The sequence below is a fragment of the Novispirillum itersonii genome (assembly GCF_014205675.1).
Classification (GTDB): domain Bacteria; phylum Pseudomonadota; class Alphaproteobacteria; order Rhodospirillales; family Rhodospirillaceae; genus Novispirillum; species Novispirillum itersonii_A.
Genome location: NZ_JACIIX010000007.1, coordinates 162,937 through 184,312, shown reverse-complemented (window position 1 = coordinate 184,312; position 21,376 = coordinate 162,937). Strand labels below are relative to the sequence as shown.

At 64.9% G+C, this 21,376-nt stretch carries 23 protein-coding genes and 1 tRNA gene; 9 read left to right on the top strand and 15 right to left on the bottom strand.

Translation table 11 applies throughout. The features are described from left to right. Positions 1-9 precede the first annotated feature (9 nt). Complete coding sequence (locus FHS48_RS11115) at positions 10-360, top strand: ArsC family reductase (protein WP_184263627.1); 351 nt, start codon at positions 10-12, stop codon at positions 358-360. 104 nt (positions 361-464) lie between these two features. On the opposite strand, the gene FHS48_RS11110 is transcribed toward FHS48_RS11115, so the two are convergent. The 3 genes from FHS48_RS11110 to FHS48_RS11100 all read right to left on the bottom strand — a co-directional run bounded on the left by FHS48_RS11110 (position 465) and on the right by FHS48_RS11100 (position 2,417). Next, positions 465-541: transfer RNA gene (locus FHS48_RS11110), tRNA-Arg, on the bottom strand. Between the two features lie 60 nt (positions 542-601). Continuing rightward, positions 602-1,594, bottom strand: a complete 993-nt coding sequence (pip, locus tag FHS48_RS11105) for a prolyl aminopeptidase (protein WP_184263626.1) — start codon at positions 1,592-1,594, stop codon at positions 602-604. A 64-nt stretch (positions 1,595-1,658) separates the two neighbouring features. Next, complete coding sequence (locus tag FHS48_RS11100; RefSeq protein ID WP_184263625.1) at positions 1,659-2,417, bottom strand: response regulator transcription factor; 759 nt, start codon at positions 2,415-2,417, stop codon at positions 1,659-1,661. Between the two features lie 140 nt (positions 2,418-2,557). On the opposite strand from FHS48_RS11100, the gene FHS48_RS11095 reads away from it, so the two are divergent. The 8 genes from FHS48_RS11095 to FHS48_RS11060 all read left to right on the top strand — a co-directional run bounded on the left by FHS48_RS11095 (position 2,558) and on the right by FHS48_RS11060 (position 10,729). Then, on the top strand, positions 2,558-3,355 hold the full coding sequence (locus tag FHS48_RS11095; RefSeq protein WP_184263624.1) for a thermonuclease family protein: 798 nt from the start codon (positions 2,558-2,560) through the stop codon (positions 3,353-3,355). Positions 3,356-3,440: 85 nt separating this feature from the next. After that, positions 3,441-3,695, top strand: a complete 255-nt coding sequence (locus tag FHS48_RS11090) for an Lrp/AsnC ligand binding domain-containing protein (RefSeq protein WP_184263623.1) — start codon at positions 3,441-3,443, stop codon at positions 3,693-3,695. A gap of 136 nt (positions 3,696-3,831) precedes the next feature. After that, entirely contained in the window at positions 3,832-4,539 is a 708-nt protein-coding gene (queC, locus tag FHS48_RS11085) for a 7-cyano-7-deazaguanine synthase QueC (protein ID WP_184263622.1), read from the top strand. Continuing rightward, positions 4,536-5,180: a 7-carboxy-7-deazaguanine synthase gene (queE, locus tag FHS48_RS11080; protein ID WP_184263621.1), complete on the top strand. Its 645-nt coding sequence runs from the start codon at positions 4,536-4,538 to the stop codon at positions 5,178-5,180. Before queC ends, queE begins: the two co-directional genes overlap by 4 nt. Beyond that, a complete protein-coding gene (locus tag FHS48_RS11075; RefSeq protein WP_184263620.1) occupies positions 5,180-5,722 on the top strand; it encodes a 6-carboxytetrahydropterin synthase in 543 nt (180 codons plus the stop codon). The genes queE and FHS48_RS11075 overlap by 1 nt, the downstream gene beginning before the upstream one ends. A 152-nt stretch (positions 5,723-5,874) precedes the next feature. Then, positions 5,875-7,872, top strand: a complete 1,998-nt coding sequence (locus FHS48_RS11070) for a copper amine oxidase (protein WP_221443467.1) — start codon at positions 5,875-5,877, stop codon at positions 7,870-7,872. A gap of 183 nt (positions 7,873-8,055) precedes the next feature. Beyond that, on the top strand, positions 8,056-9,090 hold the full coding sequence (locus FHS48_RS11065) for a helix-turn-helix domain-containing protein (RefSeq protein WP_184263619.1): 1,035 nt from the start codon (positions 8,056-8,058) through the stop codon (positions 9,088-9,090). Positions 9,091-9,328: 238 nt separating this feature from the next. Beyond that, positions 9,329-10,729: an aldehyde dehydrogenase family protein gene (locus tag FHS48_RS11060; protein ID WP_184263618.1), complete on the top strand. Its 1,401-nt coding sequence runs from the start codon at positions 9,329-9,331 to the stop codon at positions 10,727-10,729. Here FHS48_RS11060 and FHS48_RS11055 read toward each other — a convergent pair. The 12 genes from FHS48_RS11055 to leuB form a co-directional block, all read right to left on the bottom strand. After that, a complete protein-coding gene (locus tag FHS48_RS11055; protein WP_184263617.1) occupies positions 10,722-11,405 on the bottom strand; it encodes a hypothetical protein in 684 nt (227 codons plus the stop codon). The two genes, FHS48_RS11060 and FHS48_RS11055, sit on opposite strands and share 8 nt — an antisense overlap. A 14-nt stretch (positions 11,406-11,419) precedes the next feature. Next, positions 11,420-12,043 carry a 3-isopropylmalate dehydratase small subunit gene (gene leuD / locus FHS48_RS11050; protein ID WP_184263616.1) on the bottom strand — a complete coding sequence of 208 codons (624 nt, stop codon included), beginning with the start codon at positions 12,041-12,043 and terminating at the stop codon, positions 11,420-11,422. Positions 12,044-12,078: 35 nt separating this feature from the next. After that, positions 12,079-12,333, bottom strand: a complete 255-nt coding sequence (locus tag FHS48_RS11045; protein ID WP_184263615.1) for a hypothetical protein — start codon at positions 12,331-12,333, stop codon at positions 12,079-12,081. A gap of 105 nt (positions 12,334-12,438) precedes the next feature. Continuing rightward, entirely contained in the window at positions 12,439-13,851 is a 1,413-nt protein-coding gene (leuC, locus tag FHS48_RS11040) for a 3-isopropylmalate dehydratase large subunit (protein ID WP_184263614.1), read from the bottom strand. Positions 13,852-14,012: 161 nt separating this feature from the next. Continuing rightward, a complete protein-coding gene (rplS, locus tag FHS48_RS11035) occupies positions 14,013-14,417 on the bottom strand; it encodes a 50S ribosomal protein L19 (RefSeq protein WP_184263613.1) in 405 nt (134 codons plus the stop codon). Positions 14,418-14,421: 4 nt separating this feature from the next. Next, on the bottom strand, positions 14,422-15,189 hold the full coding sequence (gene trmD / locus FHS48_RS11030) for a tRNA (guanosine(37)-N1)-methyltransferase TrmD (RefSeq protein WP_184263612.1): 768 nt from the start codon (positions 15,187-15,189) through the stop codon (positions 14,422-14,424). Further along, entirely contained in the window at positions 15,186-15,854 is a 669-nt protein-coding gene (gene rimM / locus FHS48_RS11025; protein ID WP_184263611.1) for a ribosome maturation factor RimM, read from the bottom strand. Before rimM ends, trmD begins: the two co-directional genes overlap by 4 nt. A gap of 14 nt (positions 15,855-15,868) precedes the next feature. Beyond that, on the bottom strand, positions 15,869-16,249 hold the full coding sequence (gene rpsP / locus FHS48_RS11020) for a 30S ribosomal protein S16 (RefSeq protein WP_184263610.1): 381 nt from the start codon (positions 16,247-16,249) through the stop codon (positions 15,869-15,871). A gap of 54 nt (positions 16,250-16,303) precedes the next feature. Beyond that, positions 16,304-17,833, bottom strand: coding sequence for a signal recognition particle protein (ffh, locus tag FHS48_RS11015; RefSeq protein WP_184263609.1), 1,530 nt, complete (start codon positions 17,831-17,833; stop codon positions 16,304-16,306). Between the two features lie 248 nt (positions 17,834-18,081). Continuing rightward, on the bottom strand, positions 18,082-18,735 hold the full coding sequence (upp, locus tag FHS48_RS11010) for a uracil phosphoribosyltransferase (protein WP_184263608.1): 654 nt from the start codon (positions 18,733-18,735) through the stop codon (positions 18,082-18,084). Between the two features lie 133 nt (positions 18,736-18,868). Further along, a complete protein-coding gene (locus FHS48_RS11005; RefSeq protein WP_184263607.1) occupies positions 18,869-20,023 on the bottom strand; it encodes an Acg family FMN-binding oxidoreductase in 1,155 nt (384 codons plus the stop codon). 129 nt (positions 20,024-20,152) lie between these two features. Continuing rightward, positions 20,153-21,262, bottom strand: coding sequence for a 3-isopropylmalate dehydrogenase (leuB, locus tag FHS48_RS11000; protein ID WP_184263606.1), 1,110 nt, complete (start codon positions 21,260-21,262; stop codon positions 20,153-20,155). Between the last annotated feature and the right edge of the window lie 114 nt (positions 21,263-21,376).

Sequence of the window (21,376 nt, the reverse complement as noted above, 5' to 3'; positions counted from 1 at the left end):
ACCAAGGCGATGACCGTGACGGTTTATGGCATCAAAAACTGTGACACCATGAAGAAAGCCTTCAACTGGCTGGACAGCCACGGCATCGCTTATACCTTCCATGATTACCGGAAAGCCGGGGTCAGCCGGGCCGACGTTGAACGCTGGTGCCGGGTCTGGGGCTGGGAGAAAGTGATCAACCGCAGCGGCACCACCTTCCGCAAACTGCCGGAGGATGCCAAAGCCAGCCTGACGGAAGACAGCGCCATCCTCCTGATGCTGGAACAGCCCTCAATGATCCGCCGTCCGGTTCTGGAAACGCCGGACCCGGTGGAACTGGGCTTCAAGCCCGAGCGGTACGCCGAGATTTTCGGGGTCTGACTCCCCGGCCTGAAACCGGGACCGGCCCACAGCCCCTGACCGCATCGCGATCGGCCCGGGTGAACCGGACTGCGGGAGACCCGGGGATTGGATAGCGGAGAAAATGGTGTTCCCGGCGGGATTCGAACCCACGGCCCCCGGATTAGGAATCCGGTGCTCTATCCTGCTGAGCTACGGGAACACTGCCGCCCTTATAGCGGGGCTGCGAACGGCTTTCCAGTCCTGAAATCAGGGCGCAGGTTTACCCCACGCCGCGCACCCCGGTGGCAAAGTCCTGCAACGCCTGCATCAGCTCAGCCCGGATGCCCGGCTCCAGCGCCGAATGTCCGGCATCCGGGACCATCACCAGACGGCTTTCCGGCCAGGCCCGGTGCAGATCCGCCGCCGTTTCCGGCGGGCAGATCACATCATAGCGCCCCTGCACGATGGTGCAGGGCAGATGCCGGATCCGCCCGATATCGCGCAGCAGCTGCCCTTCTTCCAGAAAACCGGCATGGGCCATGTAGTGGGCTTCAAGACGGGCGATGGCCAGTCCCTCAATCCGCCCGTCCGGCCCCGGCACACCGCTGAGCGGGGACACCGACGGAATCAGGCGGGCACAGGCATCCTCAAACCCGGCCCAGCGCCGGGCTGCCAGCCCATGCACCGCCGGATCGGGATCGGTCAGCTGACGGTAATAGGCCATCAGCGGATCCTGCCGCTCTTCCGGGCTCAGCGCCCCAAAGAAGTCAGCGGCGGCCTCGGGGAAGAAACGGCCCATGCCATGGATGAACCAGTCCACTTCCCGCTGCCGGAACAGGAAGATACCGCGCAGGATAAAGCCAAGGCTGCACTGCGGATGGGCCTGCCCATAGGCCAGCGCCAGCGTGCTGCCCCACGATCCGCCAAACAGCAGCCACTGATCAATGCCGAGATGGGTGCGCAGGGTTTCCATATCCGCCACCAGATGGGCGGTGGTGTTGTCGTTCCATGCCGCATAGGGCTTCGACCGCCCGGCCCCGCGCTGGTCGAACAGGATCACCCGGTACACCGACGGATCAAAAAAGCTGCGGTGGACCGGGGCACATCCGGCTCCGGGGCCGCCATGCACATAGACCACCGGAATCCCATCCGGCGCACCGCAGTCTTCCCAGTAAATCCGGTGCCCGTCCCCGACCTCCAGCAGGCCACTGGCCCGGGGCTCCGTCACCGGAAAGGGGGCAAGCGGGCGGTTCTGGGGACGCTGAACGGTCATGATGGCAGCTCTGACTGGAAAAACAGGAGGGCGGAAAACGCAGGACAGGGGCAGGTGTGGGGTCTCAGGCGTCCGGGATCAGCCCGGCCTTGCGCCCGAGGTTGACGGCGGCCACCCGGTTGGTGGTGCCCAGCTTTTCAAAGATATTGGCCACGTGGTTTTTAACCGTCGGCAGCGCCGTATCAAGAACCCGGGCAATTTCCTTATTGCTCATCCCCTTGGCGATCAGGGTCAGCACTTCCTTCTGGCGCGGGCTGAGGGCAACCCCTTCCAGCCCCGGCGGAAGGCTGTCCTCGGAAAGGACATCCGCCGGGAAGAAACGTTCCCCGCCGAGAATCCGTTCCAGAATCGCCAGAATCTGGTTCACCGGGAAGGTCTTGGGAATAAAGCCCAGCGCCCCGCCGGCAATGGCGGCCCGCATGTCGGTCCGGCGTTCCGACGCCGTCAGCACCACCACCGGCAGACCGGCACGGATCAGGCGCAGCCGCTTCAGCAGGGCCAGATCCTCCATCCCCGGCATGTTCAGGTCCAGCACCACCAGATCAAGGTCGGTATTGGCATCCAGCGCCGCCAGCGAGGATTCCGCATCAAAGGATTCCAGCACGACCGAACAGAAACCGCGCGCTTCCATCAGCAGGCGCAGCCCTTCACGGAACACGGCATGGTCATCGGCGATCAGAACCTTGGCACAGATCGTACCGTCTGGTCCGCCGTCCCCTCCGCCGAACTGATTATGAACCTGATTAATGGTTCGTCCCCCTTTGTCGATCACCTGCAAGACCTTGCCCCATTCTTGCTGGCCCGTGCCTGCTGCCTCAGTCACCGGCGGTTCACCCGAAAGGCGTCCTCCATCGCGGCGGTGCCGGATGGCAAGCCCGGATTCATCCGCCTGACCATCTGTCCTTTGTCTGTCGGACAAGAGGGTGCATAGTCCAAATGGATCATATTTTTTTAAACTCGGCAATGGCTGTGCTGAAAAAACAACCGGCGAAAGTCTCTCTTCTGCTGCTCTTTTCTCTGCTGCCCATCCCTGCGGCGGCGGATCTTCTCAGTCTTGCGCAGACAGACACCCGGCTGATCGCCGAAGGGCGTGTGTCCGGCCAGAACAACCCCGGCACCGTGCTGCTGGAAACCGGGGTCGCCCTGCATCCGGCCCTGATCGCGCCGCAGGATCTTACCCCTCTGCTGCCGGGCCTGCGCGGCCGGACCGTACGCGCCTACGGAACCAGCCCCCCCGACCGCCACGGCCGTCTGCCGGTGCAGATCATCCTGTCCGCCGCCCCGGAGCGCTGGTGGCAGGCGGAGACGGTCGGCGCCGGTCTGGCCCGGGTATGGACCAACGATCCGCCCGATGCCGCCCTGACCGCCCTGCTGGCGCAGGAGGACGAGGCCCGGCGGCACAACCGGGGCCACTGGAGCCGCCCGGACTGGCAGCCGGTCTGTGCCGACACGCCGGATGCCCTGCACACCGGGGCCTTTGCCCTGATTCAGGGAACAATCCGCCGCGCCAGCCTGCGGCAGGGAACCCTGTGGCTGGATTTCGGAGCGGACTGGCGGACAGACACCTCCGCCACCCTGCCCGCCCCGGTGCTGAAAGCCCTGCCGAAAGACCGGCGTCAGCCTGCCTTCTGGACCGGAAAGACCGTCGAGATCCGGGGCTGGGTGCAGGGCGGCCCGCGCCTTGACCTGACTGCTGCCGGACAGATCCGCCTGCTGCCCGCAGAGATGCCCCCCTGCCGGGGTCAGCCCCTGAAGAATTGAACATTCTGCCCCAAGCCTCTAGAGTCGCGGCAATCACGGCCCCGTCCGCCGGGCCAGATCCACAGACCGAGACAGGAGACCCGCCATGCGCGCCGTGTTCGTGATGATCAAATGCGATCTTGGCAAAGCCTATCAGGTGGCTGACGAGGCCGTTGAAAGCATTGAAGAGATCTCCGAGATCTATTCGACCTCCGGCCAGTACGACCTGCTGGCAAAGTTCTATCTGGAAGACGGCGTCGATACCGGCCGCTTCATCACCGAAAAGGTGCAGACCCTGCCGGGGGTGAAGGACACCTTCACCCTGATCACCTTCAACGCCTTTGTCGGGGCCGCCCGCTGACCCGTCCCACCGGGGACAGGGAAAGGACGGAAAAGGCGAAAATGGGGGTTGTTTCAGACCGCCCCCGGCAGTAGGTATGGCGGTTTCGCCCCTGAGGCGGACCCCATCCCCCTGTTGATGCCGAGTCTGACCGATCATGCTGGATCATGACGCCGCCCTTGTCCTGTTCTCCGGTGGACAGGATTCCGCCACCTGCCTGAGCTGGGCTCTGGACCGATATTCCCGCGTCGAAACCATCGGCTTTGACTATCGCCAGCGCCACGCGGTGGAGCTGGAGGTGCGGCACGGGTTCCGGCAACAGGTTGCCGCCCTGCGGGATGACTGGGCCGGGCGGCTGGGGCCGGACCATATGCTGGATGCCCGCGGGCTGGCCGACATTGGCGGCACCGCGATGATTGACAGTGTCGCCATAGAAACCGGCAGCCACGGCCTGCCGACCACCTTTGTGCCGGGCCGTAATCTGCTGTTCCTGACCTATGCCGCCGCCGTCGCCTATCGCCGGGGCATCAAGACCATCGTCACCGGTGTCTGCGAAACCGACTTCTCCGGGTATCCCGACTGCCGCGACGACACCATCAAGGCCATGCAGGTGGCGCTGAATCTGGGCATGGAAACCCGCTTTGTCGTCGAAACGCCGCTGATGTGGATCGACAAGGCCGCCACCTGGGCACTGGCCGACCGGCTGGGCGGCAAGGCCCTGACCGACCTAATCACCGAACAGACCCATACCTGCTACCTCGGCGACCGCACCCACCGCCATGACTGGGGCTATGGCTGCGGCACCTGCCCGGCCTGCGGGCTGCGGTCGGAAGGCTGGCGGAAATGGCAGGAGCAGGCCCGATGACCTACAGCGTCAAGGAACTGTTCTACACCCTGCAAGGGGAAGGCGCCCACAGCGGCCGCGCCGCCGTGTTCTGCCGCTTTACCGGCTGCAACCTGTGGAGCGGGCGCGAGGACGACCGTGCCACCGCCCAGTGCCGGTTCTGCGATACGGATTTCATCGGCACCGATGGGGAAGGGGGTGGCAAGTTCACCACCGCCGAGGATCTGGCCACCGCCATTGCCGCCTGCTGGACTGCCACCGCAACGCCGGGCAGCGGCACCCCCTATGTGATCTGCACCGGCGGCGAGCCGCTGCTCCAGGTCGATTCCCCCCTGATTGACGCCCTGCACCGCCGGGGTTTCGAGATCGGGGTGGAAACCAACGGTACCCAGCCCGCCCCTGCCGGGCTGGACTGGATCTGTGTCAGCCCCAAGGCAGGAACCCCGCTGGTGCTGACCTCCGGCCATGAGCTGAAGGTCGTGTGGCCGCAGGCCGGGCATGACCTTGACGCCCTTGGCCATCTTGATTTCAAACACTTTTTCCTGCAACCGATGGACGGACCGGACCGGGACAGCGCTCTGGCCACCTGCATCGCCACCTGCCACCGCACCCCGCGCTGGCGGCTGAGCCTGCAAACCCACAAAATGATCGGAATTCCGTGATGAGCGACCCGGCCCGGACCCACTACTTCGTCACCCGCCGCATTGGCATTGATGCCGGACACCGCATCATGCAGCACGGCTCCAAATGCCGTCACATCCACGGCCACCGCTATGAGGTGGAAGCCACCTGCCGCGCCCTGCGCGTGCATCAGGGCGGCGAGCAGGACGGCATGGTGCTGGATTTCGGCTTCCTGAAGCAGGAGATGATGGACGTCATCGACGCCTGCTGTGACCATGGGTTCATCGCACAGGCCGAAGACACCGCCCTGCTGGAGATGTTCGTCCCGGAAGGCCGGGACCTGAGCGTCTGGCTGGCGCCGCTGGCGGCGGCGGTCAAGGCTGACGGCTTTGCCCTGACCACCGACACCCGGCTGGGGACCAAGCTATACCTGCTGCCGACCGCACCGACGGCGGAGGAACTGGCCCGCCACTGGTATCTGCGCCTGCGCCAGCGGGTGGCGGAGCGCAGCGACGGTCTGGCGGTGCTGGACCGCATCCGGGTGTGGGAAACCCCCAACTGCTGGGCTGAATACGGCGAGTAAAGCGTCCGCCGGATGACATTTCCGTCCAGCCGGGCTGGCACCGGAGTCCAAGACCCAACATCAGAACGGATCTAAAAAGGAACGATCACCTGTGACGTATGCTCAGGGTGACGGCCGCCAACAGGCCGCGCCCGGGCAGGGAGGAGTTCACAATGATCCGTTCCGTTCTCTCTCTGGCCCTGTCAGCCGCCGTGACGGCAACCCTGACCATGGCCACCCCGGCGCAGGCCGCCCATCCGCTGGATGGCCTGAACGCCGATGAATACCTGAAAATCAACGAAATCCTGCGGGCCAAGGGCATCGCCACCGATACCACGCTGTTCCCGCTGATTGAACTGGCGGAACCGGCCAAAGCCGATGTGCTGGCATGGGCCCCGGGCAAGGCGCTGGACCGCCGGGCCAGTGTCCAGTTCACCAACGGCAAGGGCTTTCAGGAAGCCGTGGTCAACATCAGCACCGGCACGGTTGAAAGCCAGAAGCCGATTCCCGGCCAGCCGATGGTGCTGTTTGACGAATTTATGGGGGCACAACAGGCCGCCGTCACCCACCCGGACATGGTGGCCGGGCTGGCAAAACGCGGCCTGAAGCCCGATCAGGTGTTCTGTCTGCCCCTGACCGTCGGCAGCTATTACAGCGGGCAGTATGGCGACGCCCGCCTGATGAAGGTGCCATGCTACCTGAATCCGGAAGGGTCCAACTTCTACGCCAAACCGGTGGAAGGCCTGTATGCGCTGGTCGATCTGACCAAAAAGCAGGCGCTGAAGGTGATCGACACCGGCGTGGTGCCGGTGCCGTCGGATCCGTGGGGCTACACGCAGGACGAAATCGCCACCCGCGCCCCGCTGCGCCCGAAAATGAATCCGGCCACCCTGCACCAGCCGGGCGGGCCGAATTTCAAGATCGACGGCAGCCATCTGGAATGGGACATCTGGCGCTTCAATTTCCGCATCGACAAGCGCCCCGGTCTGGTGCTGTCCAACCTTGACGTCAAGGACGGCAACGACTGGCGCTCGGTGATCTACCAGACCCATCTGTCGGAAGTGTTTGTGCCGTATATGGACCCGACCGAAGGCTGGTACTGGCGGACCTACATGGATTCGGGGGAATACGGCTTCGGCCTGTTCCTCAGCCCGCTGACGCCGGGCATCGACTGTCCGGCCCATGCCAGCTATCTGCCCGCCACCATCTCCGACGATGCCGGGAAGCCGCTGACCATCCCCAACGCCATCTGTGTGTTTGAACGCAACACCGGCGATCCGGCGTGGCGGCACTTCGAGGTGTTCGCCCAGACCCCGGACAAGCCGGTTCCGGCGGAAGGCCGCCCGGCCACCGAACTGGTGATCCGCACCGCCTCGGAAGTCGGCAACTATGATTACCTGATCGATTACCGCCTTCAGCAGAACGGCCAGATCAACATCATGGTCGGGGCCACCGGGCTGGATGCGGTCAAGGGCGTTGCCAGCAAAACCATGCAGGACCCGACCGCCGCCGAGGATACCCGCTGGGGCACCCTGATCGCCCCCAATCTGGTGGCGGCCAACCATGACCATTACTTCAACTTCCGCATCGACTTTGACATTGATCAGCCGATCAACCACTTCGGCACCATGGACATCGTCCCGGCCAAACTGGATGCCAAATCGCCGCGCAAGTCGATGTGGACCGTGCAGCACACCATGCCGAAGGGCGAACTGGATGCCCGCTACAAGCTCAGCGCCCTGCAACCCCGGTTCTTCCACATCAGCGATCCGCTGCGCAAAGGCCACCTCGGCCACGAACCGGGCTGGATGATCCACCACGGCAATGTCGCCTACGGCCCGTTTGACTACGAGAAGGACTCGCCGTTCAAGCGCAACGCCTACATCGAGTATTCGGTCTGGAACACCGTCTATAACGCCGACCAGCGCTATGCCGGTGGCAAATATGCCCTGCAAAGCGACGGCAAGGATACGCTGGCCGAATGGGTCAAGGCCAACCGCCCGCTGATGCATCAGGATATCGTGACGTGGTTCACCGTCGGCTTCCATCACATTCCGTCGATGGAGAACTGGCCGGTGATGTCAACCGAATGGAAAACCGTTCACATCATGCCGCACAATTTCTTCGCCCATAATCCGGCGATGACCCTGCGGACGGACGACGGAAAATAATCCCCGCGATTAACACCGTCCTGTTCTTACGGAAGGATGCTGTCCGGATCACCGCCCGGACAGCATCCCCTTTTTACTTTGGTGTTTTCCTTCCCCTGTTCAGCCTTTACCCTGACTGGACTGCCAACCGGCAGCCCCAAAAATGGAGACCCGAGCCAACCGGGCACCACGGGAGGTATTGGAATGACACAGACCGAGACGGAGCCATCGCCCGCCTTACGGCACCACAGCTGGACACCCCTGTGTCCCTCTGCCTACAGCCCCTGCGCGGTGGAGGACCTGAACGCCGATCTGGCCCGGATCTGCGGCACCTTCCGTATTGATCCGCGTCCGCCCCAGCGCGGACGGATCAGCGGTGCCCTCAGCCGCCGCCATCTGGCCCGCTTTGACACCGCCGTGGTGTCGCTGGAGGCACAGGGCGTCACCCGCGACCCGCAGATGATCCGCCGCGACCCCGGCGACTGCCTGTTCCTGCTGGTGCAGGATGAAGGAACCAGCCGCATTGTGCAGGCCGACCGGGTGACCGATCTCCGGCCCGGGGATCTGTATCTGGCCGACTCCACCCTGCCCTCAGAATTTCTCTATACCTCGCAGCGGTCGCGGCAGATTTCCGTGCATCTGCCCCGGGAAGAGGCCCTCCGGCGGCTGGGCCGCCTGTCTGCCGGGGGCATCGGCATCCGCCGGGATGACCCGCTGCATCTGGCCCTGCATGGCGTGATCGCCCGTGGTCTGTCCGCCGACCCTTCCTGCGGCCCGCAGACGGAGAACGGCCCGCTGGGCGAGGCGCTGCTGAACATCCTCGGGGCCTATTTCCACGCCCTCGGCCACCAGACCCCGCAGGGGGACCGGCAGGAGGATGCCGCCTATGCCGCCGCCCTGCGCCACATCCACCGGCATGCGACGGACCCGGATCTGGATATCGCCGCCCTTGCCATCGCCTGCGGCCTGTCGCGCCGCACCCTGCAACGGCTGTTTGAACGCAACGGCGATACGGTCAGCAGCAGGATCCTCTCCACCCGGCTGGACATCGCCTGGTCCCGGCTGCACAGCGCCGCCTCCCGCACCGCTTCCCGCACGGACAGCAGCAGCGAAGACTCGATCGCCGCCATCGCCTTTGACTGTGGTTTCAACGATCTGTCGTATTTCTACCGCACCTTCCGCGCCCGGTATGGGCTGCCGCCGGGTGACGTGAAACGGCGGCGCGGCCTGCCGCAATAAGACCGGCCGCCCTTTGACATGATCCGTTTGGCGGCTGGCAAGCCCGCGCGGCGTCTGAGCGTCACCGTCTCGGGATGAACGGACCCACCGGGTCAGGTCATTGGCCGGGCGGTACTAAGAGCTGGCGCGGTAATCCATCCCGGCTGGCACCGGACACCAAGACGGACCGGACCCGGCCCGGCACTCTCTCCGGTAAGAAGGCCGCACAACCGTGGCCGATCCCACCGGGAGGGACCCAATGACCGACCTGATCATCGGCGGCACCAGCCGTGCCACCGCCCGCCGTTTTGACGTGATCAACCCCGCCACCGGTGCCATCGCCGGAACGGCCCCCAACGCCACCCGCGCCGACCTTGATGCGGCCGTGGCCGCCGCCAAAGCCGCTTTTCCGGCGTGGTCGCAACAGCCCGATGACGCCCTTCAGGCCGCCTGCACCGCCGCCGCCGACCGCCTTGCCGCCCATGCTGAAGAGCTGGCACGGCTGGTGACGCTGGAACAGGGCAAGCCGCTGAACGGCCTTGGCTCCCGCTGGGAACTGGGCGGAGCCGAAGCGTGGGCCCGTTACACCAGTGGCCTGTCGCTGCCGGTGCGGGTGTTGCAGGACGACACCAGTGGCCGGGTGGAGCTGCACCGCCGTCCGCTGGGGGTGGTCGGATCCATCACCCCGTGGAACTTCCCGGTGATGATCGCAGTGTGGCACCTCCTGCCCGCCCTGCGCACCGGCAATACCGTGGTGATCAAACCCTCCCCCTACACGCCGCTGGCCACCCTGCGGATGGTGGAGATCCTGAACGAGGGGCTGCCGCCGGGGGTGCTGAACATCGTCACCGGTGATGACCGTGGTGAAAACCTCGGCGGGGCCATGGCCGCCCACCCCGATATCCGCAAGATCGTCTTCACCGGATCCTGCCGCACCGGCCAGAAGGTGATGCAGTCGGCAGCGGCCACCCTGAAACGGCTGACGCTGGAACTGGGGGGCAATGATGCCGGGATCGTCCTGCCCGATGCCGATCCGCAGCAGATCGCCGCCGGGCTGTTCTGGGGGGCCTTCCTCAACAACGGCCAGACCTGCGCCGCCATGAAGCGCCTGTATGTGCATGACAGCCTGCATGATGCCGTCTGTGACGCCCTGACCGCCTATGCCCGCACCGTGACCGTCGGCGACGGCCTGAACGAGGACAGCGCCCTTGGCCCGGTCCAGAACGCCATGCAGTTTGCCACGGTCCGGCGGCTGGTGGACGACGCGAAGACCCGGGGCACCGTGCTGTGTGGCGGCGAACCGGGGGATGGCCTGTTCTTCCCGCCGACCCTGATCGCCGGACTGAAAAACGGTGATCCACTGGTGGATGAGGAGCAGTTCGGACCGGCCCTGCCGATCATCCGCTACAGCGATGTCAACGACGCCATCAGCGCTGCCAACGACAGCGTCAACGGCCTTGGCGGATCGGTGTGGTCCGCCGACATTGACGCCGCCCGCGCCGTCGCCCAGCGGCTGGAGTGCGGGTCGGTCTGGATCAACAGACACGGTGCCATCCAGCCCAATGTCCCGTTCGGCGGCCGCAAGGCCTCCGGCATCGGGGTTGAGTTCGGCGAGGACGGACTGGCCGAATACACCGATGCACAGGCGATCTTCAGCTGATCAACCGCAGGAACGCCCGTTGATGGAAGGCCTGTTGCGCGGTGGGGTAGCGGTCCGTCCGCCCGACCGGACAGGCCTGCCGGGCCAGACACCCCTGCGGCACACAGCGCCCCCGATCCAGGCCGGTCAGTTCCGCCGCACAGCGGTGGGGCTGCGGCCCGGCGGGGGTGATAGCCTGCACCGGGCAGACCGACAGACAGGGTTTGTCCTCGCAGGTCTCACAGGGCGACGGATGCGCCGCAGGCGGCGGTTCAGACCATGGGACCGGTAAAATCAGCGCCGCCCGCAACGCGTGCCACAGCCCGTAGACCGGATCCATCAGCAGCCCGGTCGGGGACGGATGCAGCCCCAACGCCCGGCGCAACCAGTGCTGAAACGGGTAAAACGGCGGCCCGGCAAACGGGTAGAGCACCCGTGCCCCACACCGTGCCGCCAGTGGATCAATCACCCGCCGGGTCCAGTCATCCAGCGGATCGTCAACGGCCCGGAACTGCTGCGGAGCCACCGACCACAGGGCAGAGCCCACCGACCCCACCAGCAGCAGACTGCCCTCGCCCAGTCCGTCGGTCTCGGTCAGAGTAAATCCGCCGCGCAGGCACAGGCCCAGCGGCTTCAGGGCCTCCTCCAGAAACACGAAGGGCCGCACTCCGTCCGGAGGCAGCCCTTCGCGGTCCATGATCGGATCAGCCCTTACGCCGGCTGGGCCGGGGTCGCCCACGGCTGATCCCGGGTCAGACCGTCTTCGAACGAGGCGATCTTCTCGGCCTTCTGGAGGGTCAGGCCGATATCGTCCAGACCGTTCAGCAGGCAATGCTTCCGGAAGGCCTCGACCTCGAAGGAGATGCTGCCGCCGTCCGGACCGGTGATGACCTGATTTTCCAGATCGACGGTCACCACGGCATTGGCACCCCGGTTGGCATCGTCCATCAGCTTATCAACATCAGCCTGCGGCAGACGGATCGGCAGGATCCCGTTCTTGAAGCAGTTGTTGAAGAAGATGTCGGCGAAGCTGGGGGCAATCACGCAGCGGATGCCGAAATCGAGCAGCGCCCACGGGGCATGCTCACGCGACGATCCGCAGCCGAAGTTTTCGCCCGCCACCAGAATCGAGGCATTGCGGTAGGCCGGCTTGTTCAGCATGAAATCGGGGTTTTCTTCCCCGGTTTCGGTATAGCGCATTTCGTCGAACAGGTTCTTGCCCAGCCCGGTGCGCTTGATGGTCTTCAGGAACTGCTTGGGGATGATCATGTCGGTATCGACGTTGATCATCGGCAGCGGCGCCGCCACACCCGTCAGCTTGGTGAACTTATCCATGGTCTGTAACCCCTTGTGTCAGGCCCGCAGGCGGCTCAGCCCTTGTCAAACCGGCGATGACGCCACACCAGAACCGACCCGAGATCGTCGTCTTCGGCCTCGGTCAGGACCTCTTCGTCAAAGAAGTCCCCGTCCTCGTCAAACAGGCGGTCGTCGGTGGACAGAACCAGCGCCCGTGACAGCAGCTCGTCGGAAATCCGGATGTTGGACACCAGATCCCTGCCGCCGGTATGGGCCGGATCAATCAGGACATACGCCTGCGCGGTTTTATCAGCGGCCACCTGGGCCATGTGCAGTCTCCCGGTCGGTGGGCGGCGGCTGGGCCTCCGCCATCACCGTCCGTTTGCAGAAGGAAAGGGAACGGGCCGGACCCCCGGCCCGTCCGCAACGGTGTGTCAGCCCGCGACCAGCTTGCGCACGTCGGTCAGCTTGCCGGTGATGGCAGCAGCGGCCGCCATCGCCGGGCTGACCAGATGGGTCCGCCCGCCACGGCCCTGCCGCCCCTCGAAGTTCCGGTTCGAGGTGGAGGCGGAGCGCTGGCCCGGTTCCAGCTTGTCGGCATTCATCGCCAGACACATCGAACAGCCCGGCTCACGCCATTCAAAACCGGCAGCCCTGAAGATCTCGTCAAGGCCTTCGGCTTCCGCCTGTTCCTTCACCAGACCGGAGCCCGGCACCACCAGCGCCTGCACACCGGGGGCCACCGTACGGCCCCTGGCGACATCGGCGGCAGCGCGCAGATCTTCAATGCGGCCGTTGGTGCAGGAGCCGATGAACACCACATCAATGGCGATGTCGGTGATCGGGGTCCCGGCGGTCAGGCCCATGTATTCCAGCGAACGGGCGGTGGCCTTGGCCTTCGCCTCGTCACGGGCATCCGCCGGGCTCGGCACCACGCCGGAAATGGCAATGGTGTCTTCCGGGCTGGTGCCCCAGGTCACGGTCGGTTCGATCGACGGGGCATCAATTTCGATGACGGCATCGAAATGGGCACCTTCGTCGGTCTTCAGGGTCTTCCAGTAGGCGACGGCGGCTTCGTAGGCCGCGCCCTTCGGGGCCATCGGACGGCCCTTGACGTAGTCGAAGGTGATCTCGTCCGGCGCGATCAGACCGGCACGGGCCCCGGCTTCGATGGTCATGTTACAGACCGTCATCCGGCCTTCCATCGACAGCTTGCGGATGGCCTCCCCGGCGTATTCGATGACATAACCGGTGCCACCGGCGGTGCCGAGCACGCCACAGATGTGCAGCACCAGATCCTTGGCGGTCACGCCCGGGGCGAGATCGCCGTTGACCTGCACCAGCATGTTCTTGGCCGGAGCCTGAACCAGCGTCTGGGTGGCCAGAACGTGTTCCACTTCCGAGGTGCCGATGCCGAAGGCCAGACTGCCGAAAGCGCCATGGGTGGCGGTGTGGGAGTCGCCGCAGACGATGGTCATGCCCGGCAGGGTGAAACCCTGTTCCGGACCGACAATGTGCACCACGCCCTGACGGATATCCGACATCGGGAAATACGGCACACCGAATTCGGCGGCGTTCTTTTCCAGCGTCTCGACCTGAATCCGGCTTTCTTCGTTATCAATGCCTTTGGAGCGGTCGGTGGTCGGCACGTTATGGTCGGCCACCGCCAGCGTCTTCGCCGGGCGGGCCACCGGGCGACCGGCGGTACGCAGACCTTCAAAGGCCTGCGGGCTGGTCACTTCGTGCACCATATGACGGTCGATGTAAATCAGGCAGGTCCCATCGGCCTGCACATCCACCAGATGGCTGTCCCAGATCTTGTCGAACAGGGTACGGGCCTTAGCCATGTCCGCTCTCTCCTCCAGCACTGCCCGACCGGGTGACGGCGGCAGCGCCGTCAGCAAACCCTTGCCGGACATGAAAAAGCCCCGGAGGCGTCGCCGCCCCCGGAGCACATGATGTGTCCGGGACCATCCTGTCGGAGTCGGTCCCGGACGGCAACGGGAACTTACGCCTTCTTGGCAGCAGCAGCCGCTTCGCGGGCCTTGGCGTTGGCAGCCAGATCCTCGGCGATACGGGCAGAACGGCCGCGACGGTCGCGCAGGTAGTACAGCTTCGCACGACGGACCTTACCACGGCGGACCAGCTCGATGTGGTCAACGGCCGGGGCGTACAGCGGGAACACACGTTCCACGCCTTCACCGAAGGAGATCTTGCGGACGGTGAAGTTGGAGTTGATGCCAGCGTTCTTGCGGGCAATCACCACACCTTCGTACGCCTGAAGACGCTCACGGGTGCCTTCGACCACCTTCACGAACACGCGGACGGTATCGCCCGGGGTGAACACCGGAATGGTCTTGCCTTCGGTCAGACGAGCGATCTGCTCCTGATCGAGCTTTTCAATAATGTTCATGGAACTAACCCTCTTGCTCTTGCTTCTGCGCAACATACCGGTCCCACAGATCGGGCCGGCGTTGCCGGGTAATGTATTCCGACTGGCCGTGCCGCCATTGGGCGACCCGCGCATGGTGCCCGGACAGAAGAACGTCGGGAACCATCCGGCCCTGCCAGTCAGCGGGCCGTGTATAGAGCGGATACTCAAGGAGTCCCCGCTCAAAACTCTCGTCTTCCAGCGACTCGGTCTTGCCGATGACACCGGGCAGCAGTCGGATCACCGCATCCAGCATCACCTGCGCCGCCGTCTCGCCACCGGTCAGGATAAAGTCCCCGACGGAGACTTCTTCCAGATCCCAGGCGTCGATCACCCGCTGGTCCACCCCTTCGTAACGACCGCAGAGGATGGTCAGGGCAGGCTCGGCGGCCAGTTCCTTCACCATCTCCTGCGTCAGCACCCGCCCCCGGGGGGACAGATACAGCTTGCGTCCTTTGCCGGGCCACATCGCTGTCAGGGCGGCGTCGATGACATCCGGGCGCATCACCATGCCAGCCCCGCCCCCGAAGGGGGTGTCATCAACGGAGCGGTGTTTATCGCGTGCAAAAGAGCGGATGTCCACTGTTTCCAGCGACCATTTTCCGTCCGTCAGCGCTTTTCCGATCAAGGAGTGTCCCAGCGGGCCGGGAAACATCTCCGGGAACAGCGTCAGGATACGGACGGTAAAGGGATCCGCCGGAGTTTCCGCAGGGGAACCGCCGCTTTCCTGCTCCGGAACCGGGGACCCGGTCACTGCCAGTCCTCGTCCGGCCATTCCTCCGTCACCGGTTTGTCAACAGCCGCCGACTCGGCGGCCTCGGCATCGGCCTGCTTGCGGCCGGGGGAACGGCGACGCGGGGCCGGATTGGCCTCAATCGGACCCTCCAGCAGGCCCTCGATCGGCTCCACCACCACCTTGCCACCGGCGACATCGATCACCGGCACGGCCGCCTTGGTGAACGGCACCATCGCCACGCCGCCGGTTTCCCCGCGCAGCTCCAGCACATCCCCGGCGCCGAAATCAAACAGCGCGGTGACGACACCGACCTTGGTGCCATCGGGGAACACCGCCGACAGACCGATCAGGTCGGAATGATAGAATTCGTCTTCGTCGTCCAGATCCGGCAGAGCATCGCGACGGATATACAGCCGGAGTCCCTTCACGGCCTCGGCCTTGTCGCGGTCATCAACACCGTCGATCAGACACAGGACGCTGCCCTTCTGCACCCCCAGCACCTCAAGGGCATACACCCGGGTGCCGGTGTCATCGGTCAGGGGACCATAGGCGTCCAGCGCGTCAGGGTCGGTGGTGAAGGGTTTCACCTTCACCACCCCCCGGACACCGTGGGCGCCCACAAGGACACCCACACAGACGAGATCAGCCGGAGCGGTCTCCGGAGAGGGCTTGCCGCTGCTCATCGTCCGCAACAGTCTTACTCGCCAGCGGCTTCGGCAGCAGCGGCTTCAGCAGCGGCCTTGGCGCGCTCTTCAGCTTCGCGGATGCGCTCCTGGGCCTTCGCCTTCGGCAGGCTCTTCTTGGTCTGGGCCGGAACGGCCGGGGCAGCGGTCACACCGGCGATGCCCAGCAGACGGGCGACACGGTCGGTGGCGACGGCACCGTTGGCGATCCAATGCTGGACGCGTTCGGTCTTCAGGACCAGACGCTCGGTGTGGTCAGCCGGCAGGACCGGGTTGTAGACACCCAGCTTTTCGATGAAACGGCCATCGCGCGGGGAGCGGGAGTCAGCCACGACAACGCGGTAGAACGGACGCTTCTTGGCACCACCACGGGCGAGACGGATACGCAGGGACATTGTACTTACCTCAGGTTTTCAGAGTGAATGGAGAAATAGGAGAAATGTCAGGTCTTACCGCTTTTTGCCGCCCCGGCGGCTGATGGCGGCGAGAACATCGGGGGACAGCCCCCCGGCGCCACCCAGACCGGGCAGTTTGCCGGAGAACCCGGGCGGCAGACCGCCCTTGGACAGCTGGGACAGGTCCGGCATCTGGCCGCCCAGTTCCGCCGGGTCCGGCATGCCGCCGCCCTTGCCGAACAGACCGCCGAGAGCCCCCATCAGGCCCTTCTTGCCGCCCATCTTTTTCATCTGCTTCATCATGTCGGCCATCTGCTGATGCTGTTTCAGCAGGCGGTTGACATCGGCGACATCAACCCCGGCCCCGGCGGCGATGCGCCGCTTGCGGCTGGCCTTCAGCAGATCGGGCTTGCGCCGTTCCTGCGGGGTCATCGACAGGATGATCGCTTCCTGACGGGCGATCACCTTGTTGTCGATGTTGGCCTCGTCGATCTGCTTCTTCATCTTGGAAATGCCGGGCATCATGCCGAGCAACCCCTTGATGTCGCCCATCTTCTTAATCTGGCGGAACTGCGACAGCATGTCTTCCAGATCGAAGGTGCCTTCCATCAGCTTGGCGGCCATCTTGGCGGCATCTTCCGCCTCGATGGTGGCGGCGGCTTTCTCGACCAGCGACACCACGTCGCCCATACCGAGAATCCGGCTGGCGATACGGTCCGGGTGGAAGCCTTCCAGCGCATCCAGCTTTTCGCCGACGCCCAGCAGCTTGATCGGCTTGCCGGTGACGGCGCGCATCGACAGGGCAGCACCGCCGCGGGCGTCGCCGTCGATCCGGGTCAGCACAATGCCGCTGATGCCGATCTTTTCGTTGAACTCGCGGGCCAGCGTCACCGCGTCCTGACCGATCATCGCATCGGTGACCAGCAGGGTCTCGGCCGGGGTGACGACATCGCGGACCGCCGCCACTTCATCCATCAGTTCCTGATCGATGTGCAGGCGGCCGGCGGTATCGAGGATGACGACGTCATAACCACCCTTGCGGGCGACATCCATGGCGCGGGTAGCAATCGCCACCGGCATCTGGCCATCGACGACCGGCAGGGAATCCACCCCGATCTGTTCGCCGAGAATCGCCAGCTGCTTCTGCGCCGCCGGGCGGTAGACGTCGAGGGAGGCCAGCAGGACCTTTTTCTTATCGCGGGTTTTCAGGCGCAGCGCGATCTTGCCGGAGGTGGTGGTCTTGCCCGAGCCCTGAAGACCGACCATCAGCACCGGCACCGGCGGGGTGCGGTTGATGTTCAGCTCCGACTCGGTGTCCCCGCCGCCCAGCATCTCGGTCAGGGCGTCGTTGACGATCTTCACCACCATCTGGCCGGGGGTGATCGAGCGGATCACATCCTGACCGACGGCGCGTTCCTTGACGCGGTTGATGAAGTCCTTGACCACCGGCAGGGCAACGTCCGCCTCCAGAAGGGCGACCCGCACCTCCCGCATGGCGTCGTTGACATCGGATTCGGTCAGAGCGCCGCGACCGCGCAGCTTATCCAGAACCGACCCTAAGCGCTGTGACAGACCGTCAAACATACTCGCGTCCAATCCGTTGTTCACACCAGCCTGCGGGCCTCTCCCGGCAGAAGTCGCAGCCTAATGGACAAACGCCATTGGCACCAGTGCGCGTACTGTCGCGGACTGGCGGACCCCCTCGGGAGCAATGATGCCCGAAGTAGCATGAATCCGGCCTTTGCCGGAGGGTGCCTTCTACGCCTCCCCCCGTGCCAAGTCAAGACAAAGCACGGCAGGAAGCGCGTTTCAGGCGGATTTCGGGCCGGAAATCAGCCCTTGGTCCCGAACAGACGGTCCCCGGCATCGCCAAGGCCCGGCAGGATATAGGCATTCTCGTTCAGGTGGCTGTCGAGGCTGGCGACATAGACCTTCACGTTCGGGTGCTTTGCGTTGAACACCCGCATCCCTTCCGGCGCGGCCACCAGCGCCAGAAAGGTGATGTTCTCATCCGGCACGCCGTGGCGGTTCAGCACATCCACCGCATGCACCGCCGAATTGCCGGTGGCCAGCATCGGATCAACCAGAATGAACTGGCGGCCTTCGGCATCCGGCAGCTTGACCAGATATTCCTTCGGCATGTGGGTGTCATGGTCGCGGGCCAGCCCGACGTGACCGACGCGGGCCCCCGGCACCAGCTCCAGCAGGCCATCAGCCATGCCGTTTCCGGCCCGCAGGATCGGCACCACCGCCAGCTTGCGCCCGGCAATCACCGGGGCATCCATTTCCTGCATCGGGGTGTTGATGCGCTCCAGTGCCAGCGGCAGGTCACGGGTGACCTCATAGCCCATCAGCAGGGCAATTTCCTTCAGCAGCAGCCGGAATGTCCGGGTCGAGGTGCCGACATCACGCATGTGGGTCAGCTTGTGCTGGATCAGCGGATGATCGCAGACGGACAGATTGGGAAACTCGGCAACGTGCTTCATACGGTCCTCGAAAAACAGAAAGGAGCGGTCCCTGCCGCTCCGCATTACAGGGTTTTATACCAGCCTTGTGTGAAAAAGAGGAGAGGGCCGAAAAGCCCCCCCATCATCTGCCCCCTATCCCGGCACCGGGTCATCAGCCGGTGGCTTTGACAATCAGGTCGGTCACCGCCCGGCGCGGGGTCAACCGGTCCGGCCGGGCCAGTTTGCCGAGACGGAACAGCATCTGCACCTGCTGGCCCGGCCCGGCCAGAAGCTCTTCCACATCCCGCCGCACCGGCTGGGCCTGCGGGTAACCGGCCAGCGTGCCGGACAGCGGCTGAATCCCCAGCCCCAGCGCCGCCGCCTGCAAATCAAGCCGCATATAGGCCCGGCCCACCCGGATCTGGTCTTCCCGGCTGTTTTCCGCCGTCACCATCCAGGCAAAGGCCGCCGCCGTCTCCGGCTGGGCCGCCACCCGCGCCATGGTGGTGCGCAGCAGGTAGGATTCCGGATCGGTGAAGGCATAGCTGCCGTACAGCATACGGATCGGCACCCCCATGGCGTAGGACAGCGGCACCTTGCCATCGCGGCGGCGGGCCACCTCATCCGGGGTCAGGCGGATGAATCGGGCCATTTCCTTCGCCACCTCATCGGTGGCGGTCTCCAGCCGCAGCCCTTCCAGCGCCAGCGCCCGCAGCCGTTCAAAGGCCGGCCCACGGTCCAGATACCCGACCCCGACTCCGGGAACCGACCGGGCCTCGGCCAGCAGGGCGGTCCGCTCCGCCGAGGTCAGGGCCCGCAGGGAAAACGGCTGCTGGCTGGTCCGCCGGGTGCGCACCGCCGCGAACAGGCCGGGCGGCAGCACGGCGGCATCGCGCTCCAGCGTGACCGTCGCCACCGGGTGGGTCTTCATCTCCCGCGCGGTCTGATAGGGGCCTTCGGGGAACAGGGTGATGGTGGCCCGGTAACCTTCCGCCGCCGCCGCCAGCGACAGCAGTTCCAGAAACGTACCCTGACTGATGGTGGTCTGCCGGAAGGTGGGGTCAGTCACCGGATGCAGGCGCTCCGGGTCAGCCAGAAGATGAAGGGTGCTGTCCCCTTCCAGCATGACCGTCCACGGCTGGAGATTGAGGGAACTGGGGGCCAGACTGGCCCACGCGGTCAAACGCACACGCACATCCCGGTCAGGGGCCGGGCCCTGCCACGGACCATAGGCGTCATCATCATCCCCGATGCATCCGGACAGCAGCGCCGGGGCCGAGGCCGCCGTCAGCAGACCTGTCAGAAATCCCCGCCGTGTCAGGGGCATCGGTAAACGGTGAACGTCTTTTTTCATAGGCCGCAGGATGGGCAACGCCAGCCGTGCAGGCAAGAGAAAAGGGCTGCCCCGACACGCGGGAGCAGCCCTTTTTCAGCAGCAGAGAAACCGGGAAACCGATCAGCCGTGCAGCTTGGTCAGCTCGGCCAGAATGGCATCGCCCATGCCGTCGGTGCCGACCGGAGTGCAGCCCGCTGCCATGATATCGCCGGTGCGGATCCCGGCGTTCAGCACGTTCTGGGCGGCCTGATCGAGCAGGTCGGCTTCCTTCAGCAGGCCGAAGGAATAACGCAGCATCATGGAGTAGGACAGGATGCAGGCCAGCGGGTTGGCCTTGTTCTGCCCGGCGATGTCCGGGGCGGAACCGTGCACCGGCTCGTACAGGGCGCGGCGCTTGCCACCGCCCAGATCACCGCCGAGGGAGGCCGACGGCAGCATGCCGAGCGACCCGGTCAGCATGGCGGCGCAGTCAGACAGCAGATCGCCGAACAGGTTGTCGGTGACGATCACGTCAAACTGGCGCGGGGTGCGGACCAGCTGCATGGCGCAGTTATCGGCGTACATATGTTCCAGATGCACGTCCTGATACTTGGCGTCGCGCAGCTTCTGCACTTCTTCGCGCCACAGCAGGCCGGATTCCATCACGTTGGCTTTTTCCACGCTGTGGACCTTGCTGCCGCGCTTGCGGGCGAGATCGAAGGCCACTTCGGCAACGCGGATGATTTCGCTGGTGGTGTAGACCTGCGTGTTGATGCCGCGGCGTTCGCCGTTCGGCAGGGTTTCAATGCCGCGCGGCTGGCCGAAATAGACGCCGCCGGTCAGTTCACGGACAATCATGATGTCCAGCCCCTTGACCAGCTCCAGCTTCAGCGAGGACGCTTCGGCCAGCGCATCGAACACCAGCGCCGGGCGCAGGTTGGCGAACAGCTCCATGTCCTTACGCAGGCGCAGCAGACCGCGTTCCGGCTTGAGGGAGAAGTCGAGGTTATCCCACTTCGGACCGCCGACAGCGCCCAGCAGCACCGCATCGGCATCCATGGCGCGCTGCATGGTCTCGTCGGTCAGCGGGGTGCCATGCGCGTCGTAGGAGCAGCCGCCCACCAGACCTTCGGACACCACGAAGTTGGTCAGACCCTTGCCGTTCATCCAGTCGATGATACGCTTCACCTGGGTCATCACTTCCGGGCCGATGCCGTCACCGGCGAGGATCAGGATATTCTTGGCGGTCATGGAACGGCGTCCTTAGCTGTCGGTCAGATAAAGAAAATTGCAGAAATCTGCAAAAAAGGCGGGCGGATGATACGAACCCGCCGCCTTTCCTGCAACAAAATTTCCCCACAGGTT